Origin of the sequence: Desulfovibrio sp. JC022, assembly GCF_010470665.1 — a bacterium.
Lineage (GTDB): Bacteria > Desulfobacterota > Desulfovibrionia > Desulfovibrionales > Desulfovibrionaceae > Maridesulfovibrio.
In genome coordinates this window covers 441,336-460,410 of record NZ_VOPZ01000001.1, presented here as the reverse complement: position 1 = coordinate 460,410, position 19,075 = coordinate 441,336, and the positions used below count along the sequence as shown (strand labels likewise).

Here is a 19,075-nt window from a genome sequence, read left to right as displayed (position 1 = left end):
GGCTTTTTTGATTCAAATATCTTAAAAATTAATTGTCAGCTTTCAATGCTAGTCAACGCTGTAAGGAAACAAGCTCATTTTCAATAACTTTTTGATCCACTGAATCCTCTCTTCAAATTTGAACGCACCAAACGATTCCTTAAAGGCTCATAATCTGCCTGTTCCAAAAGCATACGGTTTGCAGTTTTTGCAAGAATGCTTGAGGACTGACCAATTAAAATTTCACCCTTTGTTAATATCTGTTGAAAAAGCAATCCATGACAAGTCGTAAGGTCAATCAGGTCTACTTCGCGCCCTAAGTTACGACTTAAAAAAGCACGAAGCTCCATCCTTCGCTCAAAAGAAAGAGGGGCAGAACCTTGCACAGCAATATCAATATCACTATCAGTCCTAATGTTACCAGACACCATTGAGCCGAAAACAATACCGACTATCAAGTCTTCTTGCTCGCTCAATAAACTGAAAAGTTTCTCTTAAATCCTTATCCATACTCATAATAATTCTAACATACCAGCCAGCATTATGATTTTCCAGCGTTAAATCCTATACGAAAACCTCACTTCCCAAACACCAAAGAAAAGGCCCCACTCTTACGAGCGGGGCCTTTTAACTTACTTTAGCAACCAGCTAAATACTACTTCTTGTTCAGCTTGAGTTCCTGAGGGAACATAGGCAGATAGCGGTAGCAGAGGCTGAGCACCAGAGCACCGTATGCGCAGATCATGAGCGAAGTTGCCCATTCTGCCCAGTTGGGTACATAGATTTCCCAGTTATCGAAAGGCATAACAGGGATAGCGATGGTCTGAACGGTGAAGACGTAACGGTTGATGGATACGCCGATGCAGTCCAGAATCGCTGCGGTGTACAGCAGGCTGGGGTTGTTCCTGATGGACGGAGTGATCAGCATGATAGCGGGAACGATGCCGCAAAGCACGAGCTCAGTCCAGAGCAGCCACTGACCATAGACGTTGCCGTAGAACATCTGGTCGAAGGTCAGGCCGACGGTGGGCAGGTAACCTACAGCCCAGGCCCAGGTGTCAATGATCTTGAAGAACATGTACACGCAAAGCATGGTACCGGCGATTTTACCCATCAGGGCTTTAACTTTGTATTCCACCAGCTTTCTACCAGTCATTTTCTCCATGAGGGTACAAACCAGAACTGTGAAAACAGGACCGGAACCCACAGCGGAGAGAACAAAGAGGAAGAAAGTCCAGGGCCAGATGAAGAAACCTTCACGGAAAGCGTAAGGACGGCCGAACATAACGCCGTACATACCACCGAGAGAACCCTGGTGAAAGGTGGACAGGAAGGTTCCGATACCTGCGAACAATGCCATATTCACGTGCAGGTGATGGGCAAAGTGGTGCAGGAAAGGAATCTTGTTCAGCTGCTTCTGCTCGAGAATCAGCGGAATGAATTCAATGATCAGAACAGTGCAGTAACAGGTAATACAGAAGATAACTTCTGTGAGCATGGAGTGCACGTTGGGGTGCCAGTAACCGAACCATGCGCGGATAGGCTGCCCGATGTCCATGGTCAGAATGAGCATGGCGCCGGAGTAGCACAGGAATCCTAAGACTACTGCAAGGTTGATGATATTTTTAAGTTGATCGATCTTGAGGATATACTTGAGGAAACCGGTGAAAAAAGCACCGGCACCAAGCGCGATAACCGCAAGGTCAAAAGTAATCCAGAGGCCGAACCCGAAGTAGTTATCAAGGCCGGTAACGCCGATGCCGTAGTAGAAAATCTGTCCGGCAGCGTAGGCTCCCCAGAGCAGAATAGCGGCAGGAAATGCCATCCACAGCAGGAACTTGGGAAGTCCGCAGCGTTTTACGCCTTCGGGGAAGAGATTGCTATCCATTGTAAACCTCCCTCCTAGTGCTTGTCTTCAGCGACGTGGTTATCACTCTGCTCACGAACCCAGTCACGACGGCTGATGTAGTAAACCTGAGGATCCATACCGATAGATTCCAGAATGCGGAAGGCATTGGGACTCTTGATCAGTTCATGGACTTTGTGTTCAGGGTTCTTTGCATCACCGAAGGAAATTGCCCCGGTGGGGCAAGCTTCCAGACAGGCAGGCTGATACCAGCCGTCGGGCAGCTTGTTGGGGTCCAGACCTTCGTTACGGGCACGCTGGCGTGCATCAAGCAGTCTGGAATGACAGAAGTTACACTTCTCAACAACACCGCGAGGACGGGTGGAAGTTGAGGGAGATAACGCCTTGTCCATACCGCCGGGCCATACCGGATCGAGCCAGCCGAAGTAGCGGGCGTGGTAAGGACATGCCGCCATACAATACCTGCAACCGATGCAACGGGGGTAAATCTGGCTGACGATTCCGCCTTCTTCGTCCTTGGTAGTAGCAACTACGGGACAGACGGGAACGCAGGCAGGATGTCCGCACTGCATGCAGGGTCTGGGCAGGTAGGCAACTTCCCTGTTGGGGAATTCCTTACCATTGTTGAGTTCGTATACAAGCATCCAGGTGAGGGTCTTAAGCTTGTTGGACCCTTCTTCCATGGGAGCTATGTTATTTTCTGCCTGGCAGGACACCATACAAGCACCGCAACCGGTACACTTGTCGACATCTACTACCATGGTCCATTTAGTATCAAATTCCAATTGTTGCATAACGTGAATCCCCTGACTTTAATTTAGGCGATGCTCACGAAAGAACTGGTCCACACGGACAAACCGGTGCCGGACTCAGTACCAACGGTGAGAAGTTTGGAGATGTTTTCGCCCTTACCGCTGGAGTAAGCATCCCATGCGGTGTGACCGAATCCAAGAGGTGCGGCGATAACATCGTTCATTACGCCTTCATTAATGTGGATTCTTACAGCGCACTCTCCACCTGCTCCGGCCAGCTTGACCTTGGAACCTTCAGACACGCCGAGTTTCTTGGCGGTCTTGGAGTTAACCTGAACCATAAGGTCTTTACCCAGAAGCTCATATTTACTGATAGCAACCACGTTCATGGGCGGAATAGCCACAGTGGGTGTACCAAAAATAAGCTTGGAATAGGGAGCGAGAGCAATTTCGCCGCCCTTGGGCATGGCCACAGCCTTGGACAGAACAGATGCAGCAAACTTGATGGATCCGGATTCAGTAGAATCGGAAACATAAGCAGCACCTTCTACAAGGGAATCCCAGTCTGCGCCTGCTTTTTCGGCTTTAGCCTGATAAACAGCGTCAGCGGATTCGTATCCAAGGTCAATACCCAGTCCGGAAGCCACGCCGAGAACTACGTCTACAGTGGGCTTGCTGTTGTAGAGAGGCTCTGCAACAGGAGCACTGGCTGCGAGCATTGCAGAGCCGACACCGTAAGGAGTCTGTGCATCTTCAAAACGCTCGTAGCTGGTGGGGTTGGGCATAATCAGGTCAGCTTTGGAAGCTGTTTCATCCATGAAAGTGCTGAAACTTACGAGGAAACCAGCTTTTTCGAACGCCGGTGCCAGAACTGTGTTCTGAGGCAGTGCGAAAACCGGGTTGGCTTCGTAAGCCATCATAACTTCAGGAGCTGCAACCTTACCTGCGGCAATACCTGCGAGGTAACCGACAAAGTCTTTAGCTGCGAGTTCTGAACGTCCTTCAGCTGCATCAACAGCCTTGGGCAGTTCAGGGAGAATCTTCATTCCGCCGTCTTTATTTACACGCCCGAGCAGCATGTTGACTGCGGCAGCGGCAATAACGTCAGCTGCGCCTGCGCCCTGAGCGAACTCGGAACCGGCAACAACAACGGGAGCTGAAGATTTCATGATGCGCTTGGCAATAGCGGCCATTTCCGCTCCTGCAACGCCGGTGGCTTTCTCCACTTTATCGGGAGAGAATCTGGACATAACCAGAGTCTTAAAGTCGGCGAAATCGGAGGCGGAAGCGGAAGCTCCGGCCTTAAGCATATGATAGGCGAGACCGAGGCAGAAGATTGCGCCGGTGCCGGGAGCAACCGGAACCCACTTGTCTGCGGCGGCTGCCGTACTGTTCTGGAAAGGACCGGCGTAGACATAAGTAGTCTTGATTTCTTCACCGGTGGGACGGCTTGCGGAGTAAACACACTGGTTTCTCACAACCGATCCCCATGAATCCATGGCATCCGCGCCTACGAAAAGCACGAAATCGGAATTTTCCAGATCATAACCGATCTGGCCTTTTCCGCCCATGCTTGCAAGAGCTGCGGCTGCGCCCTGCTCATCGCCGGGCATGAGGTAGCATTCAGCACCCATGCCGGCAGCAAAACCGGACAGAACTTCGGTAGCAGTACCGGTGGCGTCACCGGAAACAACTGCGAGTTTGCCTTTCTGTCCTTTAACTGCGGCGAGTTTCTCGGAAAGAATCTTTTCAGCTTCTTCCCAGGAGATGGATTCGTATTTGCCTTCCGCGGTCTTTTTCATAGGACCGTTCACGCGGGAAGGACTGTACATGAGCTGGGGACCACTGGCGCTGACAGGATCAACACCGCCCTTGCTCATTTCGTTTTCTGCGTTTCCTCTGGTGAGATAAGGACTTCCACCTACGGACTTAACAATCTCCGTACAGGGAGCTGCGCCAAATTTGGCAACAGAAGCCTGCTCGGTGATTGCACCGTATTTCAGTCGGGGAATCCAAGACCAGTTCTGCGACCAGATAGCTGCATCATCCAGAGATTTCCAAATTACAGGGGTGAAGAGTGAACCAACAACACCACCTGTTACCAATTGAATAAAAGTTCTGCGATCAATACCCATTGCAGTCCCTCACTTACTTATGGCAGACGTAACATGCGTTGCTGGTACCAACTTCCGCATGACAGCGTTCACACTGCCACATCTTCATGGTCTGCTTGCTGTAACCGCTGATTCTGTTTTCGTAATACGTCGGCAGCGTGTCGCTGTTGCCTACGTCGGGATGGCAATCTGTACACTCGAAGCCTTGGTGTGCCATGTGCGAAAAGTAAACGTTATCAGGCTGGTACTGATAAACCAACCAGGGAACTTCCACACCCTTCTGCAGGTACTCGGTCACGTAAATTTCTTCGGCTTCTGATTCACCGAGGACATCTTCGTGACACTCAGCACACTGCTCGTTGGAAGGCAGTCCTGCAAAGGAGCCATCTTCCAAAAACATGTGACATGACTCACAGTCCATACCCTCATCTTCAACATGGACCTTGTGACTGAAATCGATCGGCTGAGTCTTCTGGCTATAAATAACCTGCGGGAAAACCCACCAGCCGACGATCAGGCTCGCAAGGACACCGATGAAGAAAGGAAGAACTCCTCCACACTGCTTCGATGTTCTTTTTTCCTCCATAACCTCGCCCCACTACTCCTTAAGTTTTGTGAAACATAAACAACCAATTAACGCCATTTCTTCTAAAATAGAGTATCTTTCCATGTCAAGAGAATATGAAACTTTTCACAAACTCCTCAGCACAGAAAAAACCCTACTTCTAAACAAAGGGGTGCGAAAAAGCATCAACAGACCGCTTTCCGCAATTCATCTTAAAACTCGAACGGCGAGTCAAACTCGGCCAACAACGGAAGCTCACGATCCTTATCGGAAAGTACCGGATTTCCGGTCTTCCAATCGATTTCAAGCTCCGGGTCATCCCATCTGATCCCAGCCTCACTACCGGGAGAATAGCCGGAATCAACCTTATACATGAACTCGTTTTCATCGGTCAGAGTCTCATATCCATGCGCGAATCCCTTGGGAATGAACAGCCTGCGAAAGTTCTCCGCAGATAGTTCAATTTTGAACGATCTCTGATAAGTCGGAGACCCTTTACGCAAATCAACCACTACATCGTTTACTGCGCCCCTTGTAACCCAGACAAGCTTTGCCTGAGCATACGGGGGCATCTGTAGGTGAAGACCACGGATAACGCCTACACCGGATGAATACGCATGATTATCTTGAACAAAATCAGTAGGCAATCCATTTTCCGCAAAAACTTTTTTATTAAAGCTCTCCAGAAAAAAACCGCGCCTGTCTCGGAAAACCTTGGGCTCTACAACCACAAGTCCGGGAAATTCCGTCTCGATCAATTTCACGCATACACTCCAGACATGAACAAATAGGTCCTGACAAGTTAAAACATTTTCCCCCAAAATTAATCGAGAATTACCTGAGATCAGCAAATGACACAACCTCATTTTTCACTTCATTGTCATATTTTTTATTATTTTCAAGGTGATTCACGATATTCACTTTTCCTCTGGGGTCTGCTACTCTCCCACTATATCTTTATTTAATAAGGCTTCATGCGGAGTTCGCGCATTTTTTCACAAACATCAATATTTAACGGATTTCAGTATGCAAACAGCAGGTTTAGCCCTTAATGCGCTGGATATAATCTTGATAGTGATTGCCGGAGGCCTGATTTTCAGGGGATTACTACGCGGAATAGTCCGGGAGGCTATTTCCGTTTTCTCTTTAATCTTCGGCTTTTATCTGGCAGCCAAGTATCATCATGAACTGGCCCCGTATTTCCAGACTTTTTTTGACGGCCCCGGAACAGTCAAAGCGTTCAGCTATCTTTCAATAATTGTAGCCACCCTTTTTGTGGCCTTTCTTGTCGGGGTTACCATCAAAAAGGTACTCACCGTTTCCATGCTCAGCTGGGCGGATCAAGTCCTTGGCGGAATACTCGGATTTGTTGAAGCGATCATTGTCGGCGGTATTATTATAGTAGTGCTGAACAGCTTCACCCCCAACTCGGAATTTCTGACCAAATCAAAACTGGCTCCGAAAGTAATGTCCACAGCAAGCTTCTTTATCAGCTTTGCGCCCGAAGACGTCCTCGATTCATTGGATATCCAATCCATGTTTCCTGATCATTCTGAACTCACCAACCCTTTAAGCGATACAATTTAAAATGAGCGCAAAATCTATTGAAAAACTCAAAAATGTAATTTCCAACCTGACCGCACCTGATGGCTGCCCTTGGGACAAAGAACAAACCGCTAAAACACTTTGCGATTCTGTTATTGAAGAAGCTTTCGAGCTGGTGGAAGCAATTCGCGCTGACGATAAACAGGAAGCAATGGAAGAGCTTGGCGATGTCATGTTCCTGCTGCTCTTCATAGCCCAACGCTACGAAGAAGAAGGTGCTTTCACTTTTGCTGATGCCGTGGAATCCGGTGCAGCAAAAATGATCCGCCGCCACCCTCACGTTTTTGCTGATGTAAAAATTGAAGATCAGGAAGAACTGCTTCGCAATTGGGAAAAGATTAAAAGAAGCGAAAAAAAGGACAGCAAAGGAATTTTTGATTCTCTACCCAAGGGACTGCCGCCGATGCTCAAGGCTTACCGCATCAATTCAAAATCCGCTCGGAGCGGATTTACCTTTGAATCCGATGAACAATGCCTCGGACAACTCGAAAGTGAATGGAAGGAATGGAACAGCGCGCTGGAATCCGGCGACAAAGATGCCATAGCCGAAGAATTCGGGGACTATCTTTTCACTCTCATTGAACTGGGACGCAGAAAAGGTATCAAAGCCAACAGCGCACTGGATATCACCAACAACAAGTTCCTTGAAAGATTCGCAAAAATGGAAGCCCTCGCCAAAGAACAAGGTAAGGACATCTCCGAAATGAATCTCATTGAGCAGAACGAACTATGGGAACAGGTTAAGAAATAAACCTCCCCGGCTGAGCCGACAAAGTCCCCGCTTTCATCTACTGATTGCGGGGACTTTTTTATTTTTTTATTAAGTATTATCAGCAGTTAATTAATCAGGATTAATTTTTCTTATTTTTACTCTAAAGTTTTTTAGATATCTACCGATTCGACAGATAGGCGCGTATATTGCCCTTTTTCGGGAGGGGTTTTATGGACGTATCAGCAATCAGTTCAGCCATTAATACCGCGCAAGTGGTAAGTGACAAGCAGCTTTTCGGAGCTCAGGTTGTAACCAAGACACTTGATTACATGAACTCCGATCAGTCCGGTTCTTCAACCAACAATGATTATGATTTCCAAAAAAGCGTACTCAGTGCCGCTTATTCCGGCGTTGGGACTATAGCTAACACGAAAGCCTAAACGGGCAGTCCGTGCGCCTGAAAAGTAAAACCCGGCCATTTAAGCCGGGTTTTATTATGTGCTAAAACTTCCAGCCTGACGATCTTTAACTGACACCTCTTCTCTACAATTTATTCTCCATCCTTCATCGCATTCAATATTTCCACAGCACGAGTATTTCCGTTTTCCGAAGCCCTTTCCAGAAGACGAATCGCCTCTGATTTATTTTTATCTGCATCCTCATATAAAAGTTTTCTGGCGAAATCGACTTGGGCAACTGAGACATTTAACTCATCCAACTCTGCATAAAGTTCTTTTGCTTTACTCCTATCCTGCTCAACCCCTATTCCACGGTAATAGTAATCTGCTAAAACCAATCTCCCGCCCAAATTACCATTCATAGAAGCTCGTTCTGCCCAATCAAAAGCTTGGCTATAATCCTTTTCACTACACTCTCCCAAATAGTAGTAAGCAGAAAGAACCGTCATTGCAGCGGCATATTTTTTATCTGCGGACTTTTTAAACAATGTGAAAGACAAAGAACAATCTTTTGGTACGCCTAGACCTTGCAAATATAGTACTCCCAATTCAAATGCTGCCTTTGCGCTACGTTGCTTTTCTGCAAGTGCATACCACTCTGCTGACTTCACATAATCAATATCTCCTCCAATGCCTTTTTCATACATAGCTCCCAAACGGAGTTGTGCGTAAATATTCCCTTCTCCCGCTATTCCGGATAAAGACTCACGCTTAGCAGAATAATCCTTCATTATATTATAGAAACTGTCGTAGACATAAAACTCAACTAAATCATATTTTACTTGTGATGCACCAACAGTAGACAGAATAATTAAAACACAAGAAACAACGAAGTTAGGTAAAAACTGATTATTTCTAGGAACAGTAAAGTCCATATCAAAAAAAAGATGAAATGAAGTCTTCAACTTCTTCGCTAGTTCTCTTCTATAAGTACTTATTTTACACCCAGAAAATTCATCGCAAAGCAACCTTAATACGAAAACAAAATAATCAAACAAAAAAAGCACAGGAAAGACGACAAATACAAATACCGTTGTATGAGAGCCAACATTCCAACAAAGATAACATAATGTAAAAACTAAAGACAAAATTGAAAACAACAATCTAGATAACACTTTAGGGATATTCATCTTTATAACTCCACCACAGCAGCAAAACGACCACTTTTAACTTTCATCCCCTCGCAAAACGACAAAAGAAAGAAGACAAGCATGAGCCTACCTCCTTCCTCTTATTCATCAAGACAAACTTCACAGGACCAATCCTCGACCTTCTTTAGATTTTCTAGCCCCTCAGCGGAACCGTCTATTCCAAAGTAAATCCAAACTCACCCTGCCCTTCCTGCTTCTTAACAACCTTGGCAGTCCCGTCAGCACCTTTAACCTTGCCGTAGACGCTCATGGCAGTACCGACCATGGAGGCAACGTTTCCGGCTTCTGCGGGCAGAATCAGGGTTGTTGATTCCTTGGCAAGCCCTTCAAAAGCTTCTACGTAACGTTCAGCCACCCTGAGCGATGCTGCATCTGCGCCGCCTGAAGTATTCAGGGTTGCACCGACGGTATGCAAGGCCTTGGCAGTGGCGTCAGCGACCGTGGTTATGGCTTCGGCTTTACCTCTGGCTTCGTTCATGAGCCTTTCACGTTCACCCTCACTTTTAAGGACTTCATCGAGCTTTGCCGCCTCAGCCTTATTGATTGTAGCCTGCTTTTCACCTTCACTGCGGGCAATGTCCGCGCGCTTCTTGCGTTCGGCAATCATCTGGGTTTCCATGGCCGCCTTCACGCTTTCAGGCGGGGTGATATCCTTGATTTCATAGCGCAAAACCTTAATTCCCCAAGAAGTTGCAGCGGCGTCAATAGCCTCAACAACCTGCGCATTAATAGAATCACGTTCTTCAAAAGTCTTATCCAATGCAAGTTTACCGACGCAGGAACGAAGTGCTGTCTGAGCCAGCTGAGATGCTGCAAATCGATAATTGTCGATCCCATAAGCCGCAGCCTTGGAATCCTGAACTTCTATAAAGATGAGACCGTCCACCACCACACTTACGTTATCACTGGTGATACAGGTTTGCGGCAAAGTATCGAGAGCCTCTTCCTTAAGCGAAAATTCGTATGCCACTCGGTCGATAAATGGAAAAAGAAAATGAAATCCAGCACCCAGGGTTACCCGATACTTACCGAGTCGTTCCACGATGGCCTCTGTCTTCTGGGGAACGATGCGTATGGATTTTATTATTATTACGACCAGAACCAGCGCAATGAAAATTACAGCAATCAAACCGGGAGCCATATCTTTACCTCATCTGTCAAAGTTTTTTAACGAAAAACGAAGTCTTACTTTTGTCAGTCCATGAAACAATCCTGACCTTGTCACCAACGCTAAACTTGTGACCATTTTCCGAAACAGCCTTCCAGAATGAGCCCCGATACCTTATCTGGCCATAACCGTCTGAAGTAAAGTCCTTGCAAACTTCCGCAAGAGCACCTTCAGGAGAACTATCGTACCCGTCATCGACAATGTCAGTGACTTGACCCTGAAACCAGCCCATTAATGTTTTACGCAAGATCAGTAGTGAGCCAGCCGAGACAAGGCAAAAAACAAGAATCTGCAAAACCAACGCATCACGAAGAAAATACGCGGTTGCCGCTGACAGTAGACAACCGAGGCTGAAGAAAATCAGAATCATTCCTGGCACAGCAAGCTCAAGCAATGCCAGAACAAGCCCCGCACCCAGCCAAATCAACCAAAGTGGAAGTCCCTCCACACTCAACTCCTTGGATTCAAATACATTTTGACATTCAATCAACGCAAACCTATATAGATCAATTATCACAAGATAAACACTTCATTCAACAAAAAACAATTATTTATATCATTGTGCTCTTTCCGAAAAAAAACAAAGGATCAATATTCATAGAGACTCCGTTGAGTTTCATAAATTAAATTTAAGCGGACTTTGGAACAAAGTTTGCTTATATACTTTATTATTGCCATTTGATTGACATGAGATCTGTTATGCATGATCTCAATCTGGCAACAGGAAGTGGACAACTAAAAGGTGCATCACATGAAAAGCGTAATCTGGATTGTAATCGACTCCCTCAGATCGGATATGCTGGCTTCCTGCCTTTCCGATACAGCCGTATATAATGAAATTGACGAAGTTATTGAACAGGGTGCTCTGTTCACAGATGTCATGACCAGCGGTGGCTCAACACGCATATCAGCTCCATCCTATTTTTCAGGTTTGCGCCCCGGTCTAACCGGAATGATTACCCATGAAGTACAGTCCATCCGCAACCTTAAAGACGATGTTCTAACAATAACTGACTACTTCAAACACCACGGTTACCAAACCTTCCGCTGGGCCGACAGCAGCTTAGATTCCTGCCAGCCCAAACACGGTTTTGACGTATTTGAAGCTGGGTATCCGACTCTCATGCATACTCCAAACCTGGATTATAATAATAAGAAACGGAATAATTTCATAAAACGGGTCCGCCAAAGCAAAAAACCATTTTTCGTAAATTTCCACCTTTACCATATCCATGACTTTGGCGGAACCAAGAAAGACCGCTGGACGACTGATGAATACCTGAAAGTCGTTGCCAAGCAGGCCATTGACTTCAAAGCTCTTTGGGACAAACTCGCACCCGGCCCGGATGATATTGTCGTTATTACTTCCGACCACGGCTGCATCCTCAATGAAAACTACATTGAATACGACAAAAGCATGCCTTGGGGATTTGCCAATAACAAGACCCGCGTCTTCGCATCTTTTCTTGGAGAAGGAATTGCTCCAAGCAAAAAACATGAACTGATCAGGGCAATGGATATAGCACCAACCCTTCTCGATCTTGCTCTTGGTAAAGACATGAAAGCACAAGGCATCAGCCTTAAATCTGTCCTTGAAGGCAAACCTGTACCTGAATTGATCGGGATTTCTGAACGTAATGTAGGGCTGGAAGTAAAAAGCATCCCCGACTACGCTTGTGTAAGGAAAGATAATTGGTCCTTGTACTTTCATCATGGTGCCACCATGGCCCTCTATGATAATGCTGAAGGAACAAATGTCACCGACCACTTGGGCAAGGGCTTAAATATTGAGGAAGAACTGCATCATTTTTACAGAGAACTGGCCCTGCAAGGACCTCAGACTGCGACTGAATTTTATGAACATGCAGGACTGTCCATTGATGAAATAAGAGGTAAGATTGAAATCAGTATCCTGCTCCCTGTCTATAAATGGAATGATGAAACCAGACTATGTATTGAAGCTCTCATTGACCAGATCCTGCACACTGAGCTTATCCTGCTCGATGCTGATGAAAGCGGCGAAGTTGCATCAAACATAAAAGAAAAATACAAGGACCGCCTGTACATACGCCACGTGGATGCTAAACAGCTTTCGCTTCACGAAATGTTGAACAAAGGCCTTGAACTCGCAGCAGGTCCATTCACAGCTACAGCCACGCCGGACTGCCAGTACACGGAAAATTTCTGCTACAGCCTGCGGGACATTTTTCTGACCAAGAAAGACACTGTACTCAGCTACCCAAACCTGAAAAGACTTATCAGCGACAACCGGGAAATGGAATATATCGGCAACGATGATTGCTTTGATGAGATTATGTTTTCCCGCCTCGGCTCCGGATTTGAACATAAGGCAAATACAGCTGCATACTCCCTGCCCCATTTCAACGAGGTTGGTGCCTGCGCCATGTTTGAAACTGAGACCTTGCGCAATGCCGGGGGATTTGCTCACAGCATAGCCGACATAATGGGCAAGACATGGCATAAACTGAACAAACATGGCAGGATAAGACATGTGAACAAAGGATTGGTTATTTCCAAAGATAAAACCATCCTCAGACCGATCATGCCCCAGCCTGAGAGAAATCACGACTTCAAAATAAGCGTCCTCGTTCCTCTGAAAGAAGCTGCTGAGCTAAAAATGCTGCCCATATTTCTGAACATGCTCTCCAAGCAAACCGAAAAATCTTTTGAACTGCTGCTACTTAATCAAAGCGGACAAACAGATTTTATCAATGCACTTGCGGATGGTTTCCCCACCCTCAAGATCAGATCCATAAACCGTTCAAGCGAGTTTCATGAACTGCTCAACAGCGGTCTTTTCGCAGCCCGTGGAGAATATATCTTCTGGGCGGACATTTCAGATAAACTTCTGCCGCACTGCCTTTCGACCTTACTGAAACAAGTTGAAGGCAAAGACGATATTACGGCAGTCAAATGCGGTCATTTCCTGCATGACGCGGACAGCACAGCAAAAACAGTACAACCCATTGCACAAGTCCGGGAAATGTTCTGTCAGATCTGCGATCTCAGAGGGCTGCTCTATAAACGCAGAATGCACAACGATGTGGGCATTTTCAGATCACCCAACGAAAATGAACATGGCTGGGATATGTGCGTACGGCTGGCCCTTGTGGAGCCTTTTACAATCATTGAAGAGCCGCTGATAATTGCCGGCAGGACGTATCAATTCAACATGCTGCCCAGCATGGAATCCTACCACCGAATTCTACGCAGCTCCATTAATTCCATGGGCAATGCGGTCGATCTGGTCAGACTGTATGAAGATGATTTCCGCAGACACAAAGCTGACCGGGCCCGTTACATCCTTGAGGATGAGATGATGGTCACCCTGAAGCTGATTAACCAGAGCGGCATCAATTCCGGTGCCCTGCTGAGAGTGCCCAAGACCCATCTCATGAAATAGACCGTCCCTGAAAGATTTACATAAAAACAAAATCCCGGATCAGCTTATATGCCGATCCGGGATTCAAATATGCTTAACGTGGAATCTCCTTCCCATCCTTATGGACAGGGTACTTGTACCCGCCTTTCAGGAAATCAACCTTTGTTTTCAGAAGCTCTTTATAAAGTTCAGGCCTGCGGTCTTTCAGGTAATAGTAATCCTGTTCAGGATGGGTCGCACCATAATATTCAGGAATTACGTCAGCAATGAGCATGGTATCCTGCTGGTGTCCGGCCTTGACGATCACATCACCGTGGGGACCGATAATGATGCTGTTACCCCGATAATGCCATTCCCCGGTTTCCCGTTTTTCATATCCGGCGCGATTGCTATAGGCATAAAAGACATTATTGGCATAGGCGAATGCAGGCAGGAGCAAGGTTGAAATATCAGGATAGGGAACATCACTGCGCTTGCCGTTGGGCATGGTATAGTAGCAGTCTGCGGCAGTAGGACCCACAATCAGCTTGGCACCCTGCAAAGCGAGTGAACGCACCAGTTCGGGAAATTCATTTTCATAACAATTCAGCACTCCCACCGGAAAACCTTGAACATCTTGGGCGGAGTATCTCCGAATGCCCAGTTCGCCCGTTCCTGCCCGGCATAAAGCTGGACCTTGCGGTAACTGTCCAAAAGTTCGCCATGCTCATTGATAATGGCAATGGAATCAAAATACTGCATACCTACTTTGGTTTTCGCCTTTTCAGCATAAGGAACAATCAGGGCCATGTTCAGTTTTTTTGCAATGGCACAAGCACGGCTGATGCTGGGGCCATCCTTAAATTCTGCGACCTTCTTAGCCTGCTCCGGGCTTAAGGTGTATCCGGTCACGTATAGTTCAGGAAAGGAAAGCAGCTGCACGCCGCGTTTCTTGGCCAGTCCGGCAACCTTTTCCAGCCGGTCCATATTCTTGACAGAAGCACCGGGACCGCAATCCGCCTGTGCCTGATAGACACCCAGCCGTATCCCCTTGCCGGCTTCCGGAAGCTCCCCATAAACCGAATCTTTAAACATCAGCTTACGGTAGCTGTCCATAACTGTATTCCCATATTCCGGGGAACAGCAGTCAGGGCAGGGCGGCCCCGCCCATACGGAAGAAGCCAGAACAAACAGAATCAACAGACTGAAACTAAATATCTTTCTCATTTCATCCCCCTTTAAATAAATTCACTGCCCTTAGAAGTTCCGGGCAGCTCAGAAAGGAGGATAACAGAAATAAGATACCGGGGCACGGGGAAAGATAAGTTGGGACTAGCACACGAAAAAAGGCCCTGACTTTTCAGTCAGGGCCTCATAGCATTCTGGCGGAGAGGGAGGGATTCGAACCCCCGGAGGGCTCGCACCCTCAATAGTTTTCAAGACTACCGCGTTCAACCGGACTCTGCCACCTCTCCAAAACGTGAGAAAAGAACTTTCCCGAACTTGCCTCGAATGTCAATCTTTTTTTGAAAATAATTCATGAAATTTTGTATTCAAAACATGCGTATCACTAACGGACCTTACTCAGAACCTTATAAAGCTGCGTTCCCGACTCGAAATCCGCCCGGCAGCCCTTTTTAGAGATATATACCATTATCCTTGAGTTCTTCACCGTAAGCCTTAAGTTCCGTCTTAGAACGCAGACCGAGCTTCCTCATGAAGTTGGAACGGTGCTTCTCTACAGTCTTAATACTGATAACCAGCAGGTCTGCTATTTCCCGGTTCTTGTACCCGGCAAGAACCTGCTTCAGAATCTCACGTTCGCGTTCCGTAAGAGAATCCAAGCTGTCGTTACTTTTGGTTCTTTTCTTTTGCAGGAACCCTTTGGCTACTTCAGCGGAAATATCCGGGGCAAGATAAACCTTACCTTCCATAACCGTTTCAATAGCCATGACCAGTTCCTTGCTCGATGAAGTCTTAAGTACATAGCCGCTGGCCCCGGCATCAAGTGCTGAAAAGACATGGTCAGACTCTATATGCGCAGTTAGAGCCAAAAATTTTGTCCTGCCTTCACCGGAGAGTTCCTGAATGGCCTGTACTCCGCTTTTAACAGGCATGGAAAGATCCATGAGGGCCACATCCGGATTCAAACGCCTGCACAGACGTACAGCCTCCTCACCATTCTCAGCTGTACCGAGCACACTTATTCCCGGCTCAGACATAAGTATTGTCTTCAGCCCTTCCCTGACCAGCGCATGGTCATCAGCAATGACAACTTTTACCGAATTTAGCATTAAGCACCCGAAAAACAACTGGTAATAAAAAAAAATCCATTACAGCAACGGAAAATAATTATTAGCAGGAAAACAAGCTAAATAGCAACCTGCCCCCCACCGACAAACATCAGTATCATTACGCATAACTGCGAAACGCATATAAGCAAAAAGGCAGCCGGATAACTCCAGCTGCCTTTAGACTTTCATGTGGCGGAGAGGGAGGGATTTGAACCCTCGATAGAGTTTTAAGCCCTATACTCGCTTAGCAGGCGAGCGCCTTCAGCCGTGCTCGGCCACCTCTCCGTATATGTGGTGAAGAAGCGTGACCCGCTTCACTCACTCAGGAAGCGTTGTAATATCTCCGCCCCCTTGGATTGTCAACAAGAATTTTAACTTTTCTACAATTATTTATGAACTATGTCTTCTTTCTTTCTAAAAGTTGAGCGGAAGACGACATTAAGCGGTGCATTCTTCACATTCAGAAGCTTTCTGAGCCTGTTTTCCAGAAAACGGTGGTAAGTAGGCTTGATCAGCTTCTCATCGTTAATAAAGAAAATAAAGGTTGGCGGCTCTTCATCCGCCTGAGTGATATACTTAAACTTGGCTCTTCTTCGTTTCACGACAGGAGGCTGATGCTTCTCTACAATATCTTTCATTATCCGGTTCAACTGCCCGGTAGAGATACGGATGGAGCATTCTTTTTTCAACCGACTGGCAAGAGCCAGAATCCCGCCCAGACCGGACTTGGAAATACAGGAAGTATAAACAACAGGGACGTGATGAGCCATACGCAGTGCACGCTCGAAACCTTCACGCAATGCGGTCCGTTCCTGCTTGGAAACAAGGTCAATCTTATTCACGGTGATAATAAAAGGAACAGCTTCGCGCAGCAGATACTCAAGCAGACGCTTGTCCTGCTTGGTAATCCCGGCAATCGCGTCCACGACCATGATGGTGATATCGGCCTTGGTACTGCTCCTCAACGCACGGACAACACTGAATCGCTCGATAGTATCGGTGATATTTGTCCGGCGGCGAACACCGGCAGTATCTACAAATGTATAAACCTTGCCGCCGCTCTCAAAAGTTACGTCCACGCTGTCACGCGTAGTCCCGGCAATATCACTTACAATAACTCTGGTTTCACCAGTAAGCGCATTGACCATGGATGATTTACCGGCATTGGGACGACCAAGCATGGCAATCTTGAGGCCTTTGGCTTCCTCATCTTCCTCGTCTTCGGGTTCAATCCCGGTGGCAAGGGCCATGTCGGCTACTTTTTCACGCAGTTCAAGAAGGTTAAAACCATGTTCTGCGGAAACAGGCATGATTTCAAAACCGAGGCAATGGAAATCCGCAGTGCACTGCGCTTCAATTTCAGCACCGTCAACCTTGTTGACCAGCAAAAGGATAGGCTTGTTACTCTGGCGGATATAAGCAGCAACCTGCTCATCAAGAGGAGTCATCCCGGTCCGTCCATCAACTACAAGGATAAGAGCGTGGGATTCCTCAATGGCCTCGCGAGCCTGATCGAAAATATCACCCTGAAATTCTTCTGAATCATTATCGCTTTCCATGACCAGACCGCCGGTATCGATCAAGGCGTACTGCACGCCGTTGAAATTACCTTCAGCGTAAATACGGTCACGGGTAATGCCGGGCATATCGTGGGTGATTGCCCTTTTCTTTCTCAATAACCTGTTAAATAAAGTGGACTTTCCTACATTAGGTCGTCCGATAAGTGCAATAGTTGGCAGCATGGCTGGCCTCCGAAAAAATATGAGCATGCGGTCCGCTGGAATTCCAGTCTCCGTGAACAGCACTATATATCAAAAAAAGCGGGAAGACATCCGCTTCCCGCTAATAAAATCTTCTTAAAGGAGTCCTATGTCACAAGGTTTAGGGGCTGTAAAGGTTTTATTAGGGGTTATTAGCAGCCATATAAAAAAACGCAGCATCTTCCGACACTGCGTTTTTATTTTTATAACAAACTACTCTTCTTCAAAAAGCTTCTTAATAGCCTCAGTGTAAGGAGGTCTCAGAACGCCCTTTTCGGTGATGATCCCGGCGATGAGTTCGTTGGGAGTCGGATCGAAAGCGAAGTTGAAAACTTCCACGCCCTCGGGGGTGATGCGGTGATCGCCCACGTGGGTAACTTCGGTGGGGGTGCGGTCTTCGATGGGAACATCGTCACCGGTGGGTGTTTCGGGATCGATAGTATAGACCGGGGCAGCAACATAGAACGGGATACCGAATTCACGGGCCAGCAGAGCTACGCCGTAGGTTCCGATTTTGTTCACCGCGTCACCGTTGGCGGTAACACGGTCCGCGCCGACAACTACCTTCTGTACCAGCCCCTTCTTCATCAGCAGTGCGCAAGCGTTATCGCAGGCAACCTTTACCGGGATGCCATCACGATGCAGCTCATACGCGGTGAGGCGTGCACCCTGAAGAAAAGGACGGGTTTCGTTGGCAATAACGGAAACCTTCTTGCCCTGATCAACCGCGCCGCGCACAACACCAAGTGCAGTACCGTAACCGGCGGTAGCCAGCGCACCGGCATTGCAGTGGGTCATGATGGTGTCGCCGTCATCCATGAGTTCGCCGCCGAACTTACCGATGTCTTCACACATGCGGATGTCATCCACATGAATTTCCTTGGCCCGCTTCAGCCAGATAGCGCAAAGCTCATCAAGTGAAACATCTCCGGCTTCTTTCCAGATACGTCTCATTTCACGCACAGCCCAGCGCAGGTTTACTGCGGTAGGACGGGCATTTTCGATCTTATCGAGATTCTTTTCCAGATCGGCTTTCCAGTCCGCACTTCCGGTAACTTCACGACCGGCAAGGTAGCAGCCGTAAGCAGCAGTCACGCCGATAGCAGGAGCACCGCGCACAACCATAACGATAAGTGCTTCAACTATATCGTCGGTGGTTTTGCAGTCGAACCAGTCCTCGCGGGTGGGCAGGTAACGCTGGTCCAGCAGTACGAGGGCATCTTTCTCAGATGAAAATTGAATATGTTCGGTCATCTATTCTCTCGCTT

17 protein-coding genes, 2 tRNA genes and 1 pseudogene are annotated in these 19,075 nt (G+C 47.2%); 4 read left to right on the top strand and 16 right to left on the bottom strand.

The window, feature by feature from the left end:
- Nucleotides 1–80 precede the first annotated feature (80 nt).
- The 6 genes and pseudogenes from FMS18_RS02020 to rfbC all read right to left on the bottom strand — a co-directional run.
- Nucleotides 81–461, bottom strand: a pseudogene (locus FMS18_RS02020) (nucleotidyltransferase domain-containing protein); the annotation flags it as partial.
- A gap of 173 nt (nt 462–634) precedes the next feature.
- Nucleotides 635–1,867 (bottom strand): menaquinone reductase integral membrane subunit QrcD, encoded by a 1,233-nt coding sequence (gene qrcD, locus FMS18_RS02015; protein ID WP_163292084.1) that lies wholly within the window; start codon nt 1,865–1,867, stop codon nt 635–637.
- Between the two features lie 14 nt (nt 1,868–1,881).
- Entirely contained in the window at nt 1,882–2,640 is a 759-nt protein-coding gene (gene qrcC / locus FMS18_RS02010; protein WP_163292083.1) for a menaquinone reductase iron-sulfur cluster-binding subunit QrcC, read from the bottom strand.
- A gap of 23 nt (nt 2,641–2,663) precedes the next feature.
- Nucleotides 2,664–4,733 (bottom strand): menaquinone reductase molybdopterin-binding-like subunit QrcB, encoded by a 2,070-nt coding sequence (gene qrcB / locus FMS18_RS02005; protein ID WP_163292082.1) that lies wholly within the window; start codon nt 4,731–4,733, stop codon nt 2,664–2,666.
- Between the two features lie 13 nt (nt 4,734–4,746).
- Complete coding sequence (qrcA, locus tag FMS18_RS02000) at nt 4,747–5,298, bottom strand: menaquinone reductase multiheme cytochrome c subunit QrcA (RefSeq protein WP_163292081.1); 552 nt, start codon at nt 5,296–5,298, stop codon at nt 4,747–4,749.
- 191 nt (nt 5,299–5,489) lie between these two features.
- Nucleotides 5,490–6,041 carry a dTDP-4-dehydrorhamnose 3,5-epimerase gene (rfbC, locus tag FMS18_RS01995; RefSeq protein WP_163292080.1) on the bottom strand — a complete coding sequence of 184 codons (552 nt, stop codon included), beginning with the start codon at nt 6,039–6,041 and terminating at the stop codon, nt 5,490–5,492.
- A 262-nt stretch (nt 6,042–6,303) separates the two neighbouring features.
- Between rfbC and FMS18_RS01990 the strand changes: the two genes are divergently transcribed.
- From FMS18_RS01990 to FMS18_RS01980, 3 genes are all read left to right on the top strand, one after another.
- Entirely contained in the window at nt 6,304–6,864 is a 561-nt protein-coding gene (locus FMS18_RS01990; RefSeq protein WP_163292079.1) for a CvpA family protein, read from the top strand.
- 1 nt (nt 6,865) lies between these two features.
- A complete protein-coding gene (gene mazG / locus FMS18_RS01985; protein WP_163292078.1) occupies nt 6,866–7,633 on the top strand; it encodes a nucleoside triphosphate pyrophosphohydrolase in 768 nt (255 codons plus the stop codon).
- A gap of 191 nt (nt 7,634–7,824) precedes the next feature.
- Entirely contained in the window at nt 7,825–8,034 is a 210-nt protein-coding gene (locus FMS18_RS01980) for a hypothetical protein (protein WP_163292077.1), read from the top strand.
- Nucleotides 8,035–8,144: 110 nt separating this feature from the next.
- Here the strand turns inward: FMS18_RS01980 and FMS18_RS01975 are convergent, their stop codons facing one another.
- From FMS18_RS01975 to FMS18_RS20845, 3 genes are all read right to left on the bottom strand, one after another.
- Complete coding sequence (locus FMS18_RS01975; protein ID WP_163292076.1) at nt 8,145–9,182, bottom strand: tetratricopeptide repeat protein; 1,038 nt, start codon at nt 9,180–9,182, stop codon at nt 8,145–8,147.
- Between the two features lie 175 nt (nt 9,183–9,357).
- On the bottom strand, nt 9,358–10,344 hold the full coding sequence (locus tag FMS18_RS01970) for an SPFH domain-containing protein (protein WP_163292075.1): 987 nt from the start codon (nt 10,342–10,344) through the stop codon (nt 9,358–9,360).
- A gap of 16 nt (nt 10,345–10,360) precedes the next feature.
- Nucleotides 10,361–10,819: an NfeD family protein gene (locus FMS18_RS20845; RefSeq protein WP_163292074.1), complete on the bottom strand. Its 459-nt coding sequence runs from the start codon at nt 10,817–10,819 to the stop codon at nt 10,361–10,363.
- A gap of 303 nt (nt 10,820–11,122) precedes the next feature.
- Between FMS18_RS20845 and FMS18_RS01960 the strand changes: the two genes are divergently transcribed.
- Nucleotides 11,123–13,795, top strand: a complete 2,673-nt coding sequence (locus FMS18_RS01960) for a sulfatase-like hydrolase/transferase (protein WP_163292073.1) — start codon at nt 11,123–11,125, stop codon at nt 13,793–13,795.
- 73 nt (nt 13,796–13,868) lie between these two features.
- Here FMS18_RS01960 and FMS18_RS20840 read toward each other — a convergent pair whose 3' ends face one another.
- From FMS18_RS20840 to mtnA, 7 genes are all read right to left on the bottom strand, one after another.
- Nucleotides 13,869–14,366, bottom strand: coding sequence for a nitrilase-related carbon-nitrogen hydrolase (locus FMS18_RS20840; RefSeq protein WP_163292072.1), 498 nt, complete (start codon nt 14,364–14,366; stop codon nt 13,869–13,871).
- The gene (locus tag FMS18_RS20835) at nt 14,360–14,980 is read right to left on the bottom strand and encodes a nitrilase-related carbon-nitrogen hydrolase (protein ID WP_163292071.1); all 621 of its coding nucleotides are present in this window, start codon (nt 14,978–14,980) and stop codon (nt 14,360–14,362) included. The genes FMS18_RS20840 and FMS18_RS20835 overlap by 7 nt, the downstream gene beginning before the upstream one ends.
- 156 nt (nt 14,981–15,136) lie before the next feature.
- Nucleotides 15,137–15,228, bottom strand: a tRNA-Ser gene (locus tag FMS18_RS01945).
- 162 nt (nt 15,229–15,390) lie between these two features.
- Complete coding sequence (locus FMS18_RS01940; protein ID WP_163292070.1) at nt 15,391–16,047, bottom strand: response regulator transcription factor; 657 nt, start codon at nt 16,045–16,047, stop codon at nt 15,391–15,393.
- 190 nt (nt 16,048–16,237) lie between these two features.
- Nucleotides 16,238–16,332 (bottom strand) — tRNA-Ser (locus FMS18_RS01935).
- Nucleotides 16,333–16,433: 101 nt separating this feature from the next.
- The gene (gene der / locus FMS18_RS01930; RefSeq protein ID WP_163292069.1) at nt 16,434–17,789 is read right to left on the bottom strand and encodes a ribosome biogenesis GTPase Der; all 1,356 of its coding nucleotides are present in this window, start codon (nt 17,787–17,789) and stop codon (nt 16,434–16,436) included.
- A 231-nt stretch (nt 17,790–18,020) separates the two neighbouring features.
- Nucleotides 18,021–19,061: an S-methyl-5-thioribose-1-phosphate isomerase gene (gene mtnA / locus FMS18_RS01925; RefSeq protein ID WP_163292068.1), complete on the bottom strand. Its 1,041-nt coding sequence runs from the start codon at nt 19,059–19,061 to the stop codon at nt 18,021–18,023.
- Nucleotides 19,062–19,075 lie beyond the last annotated feature (14 nt).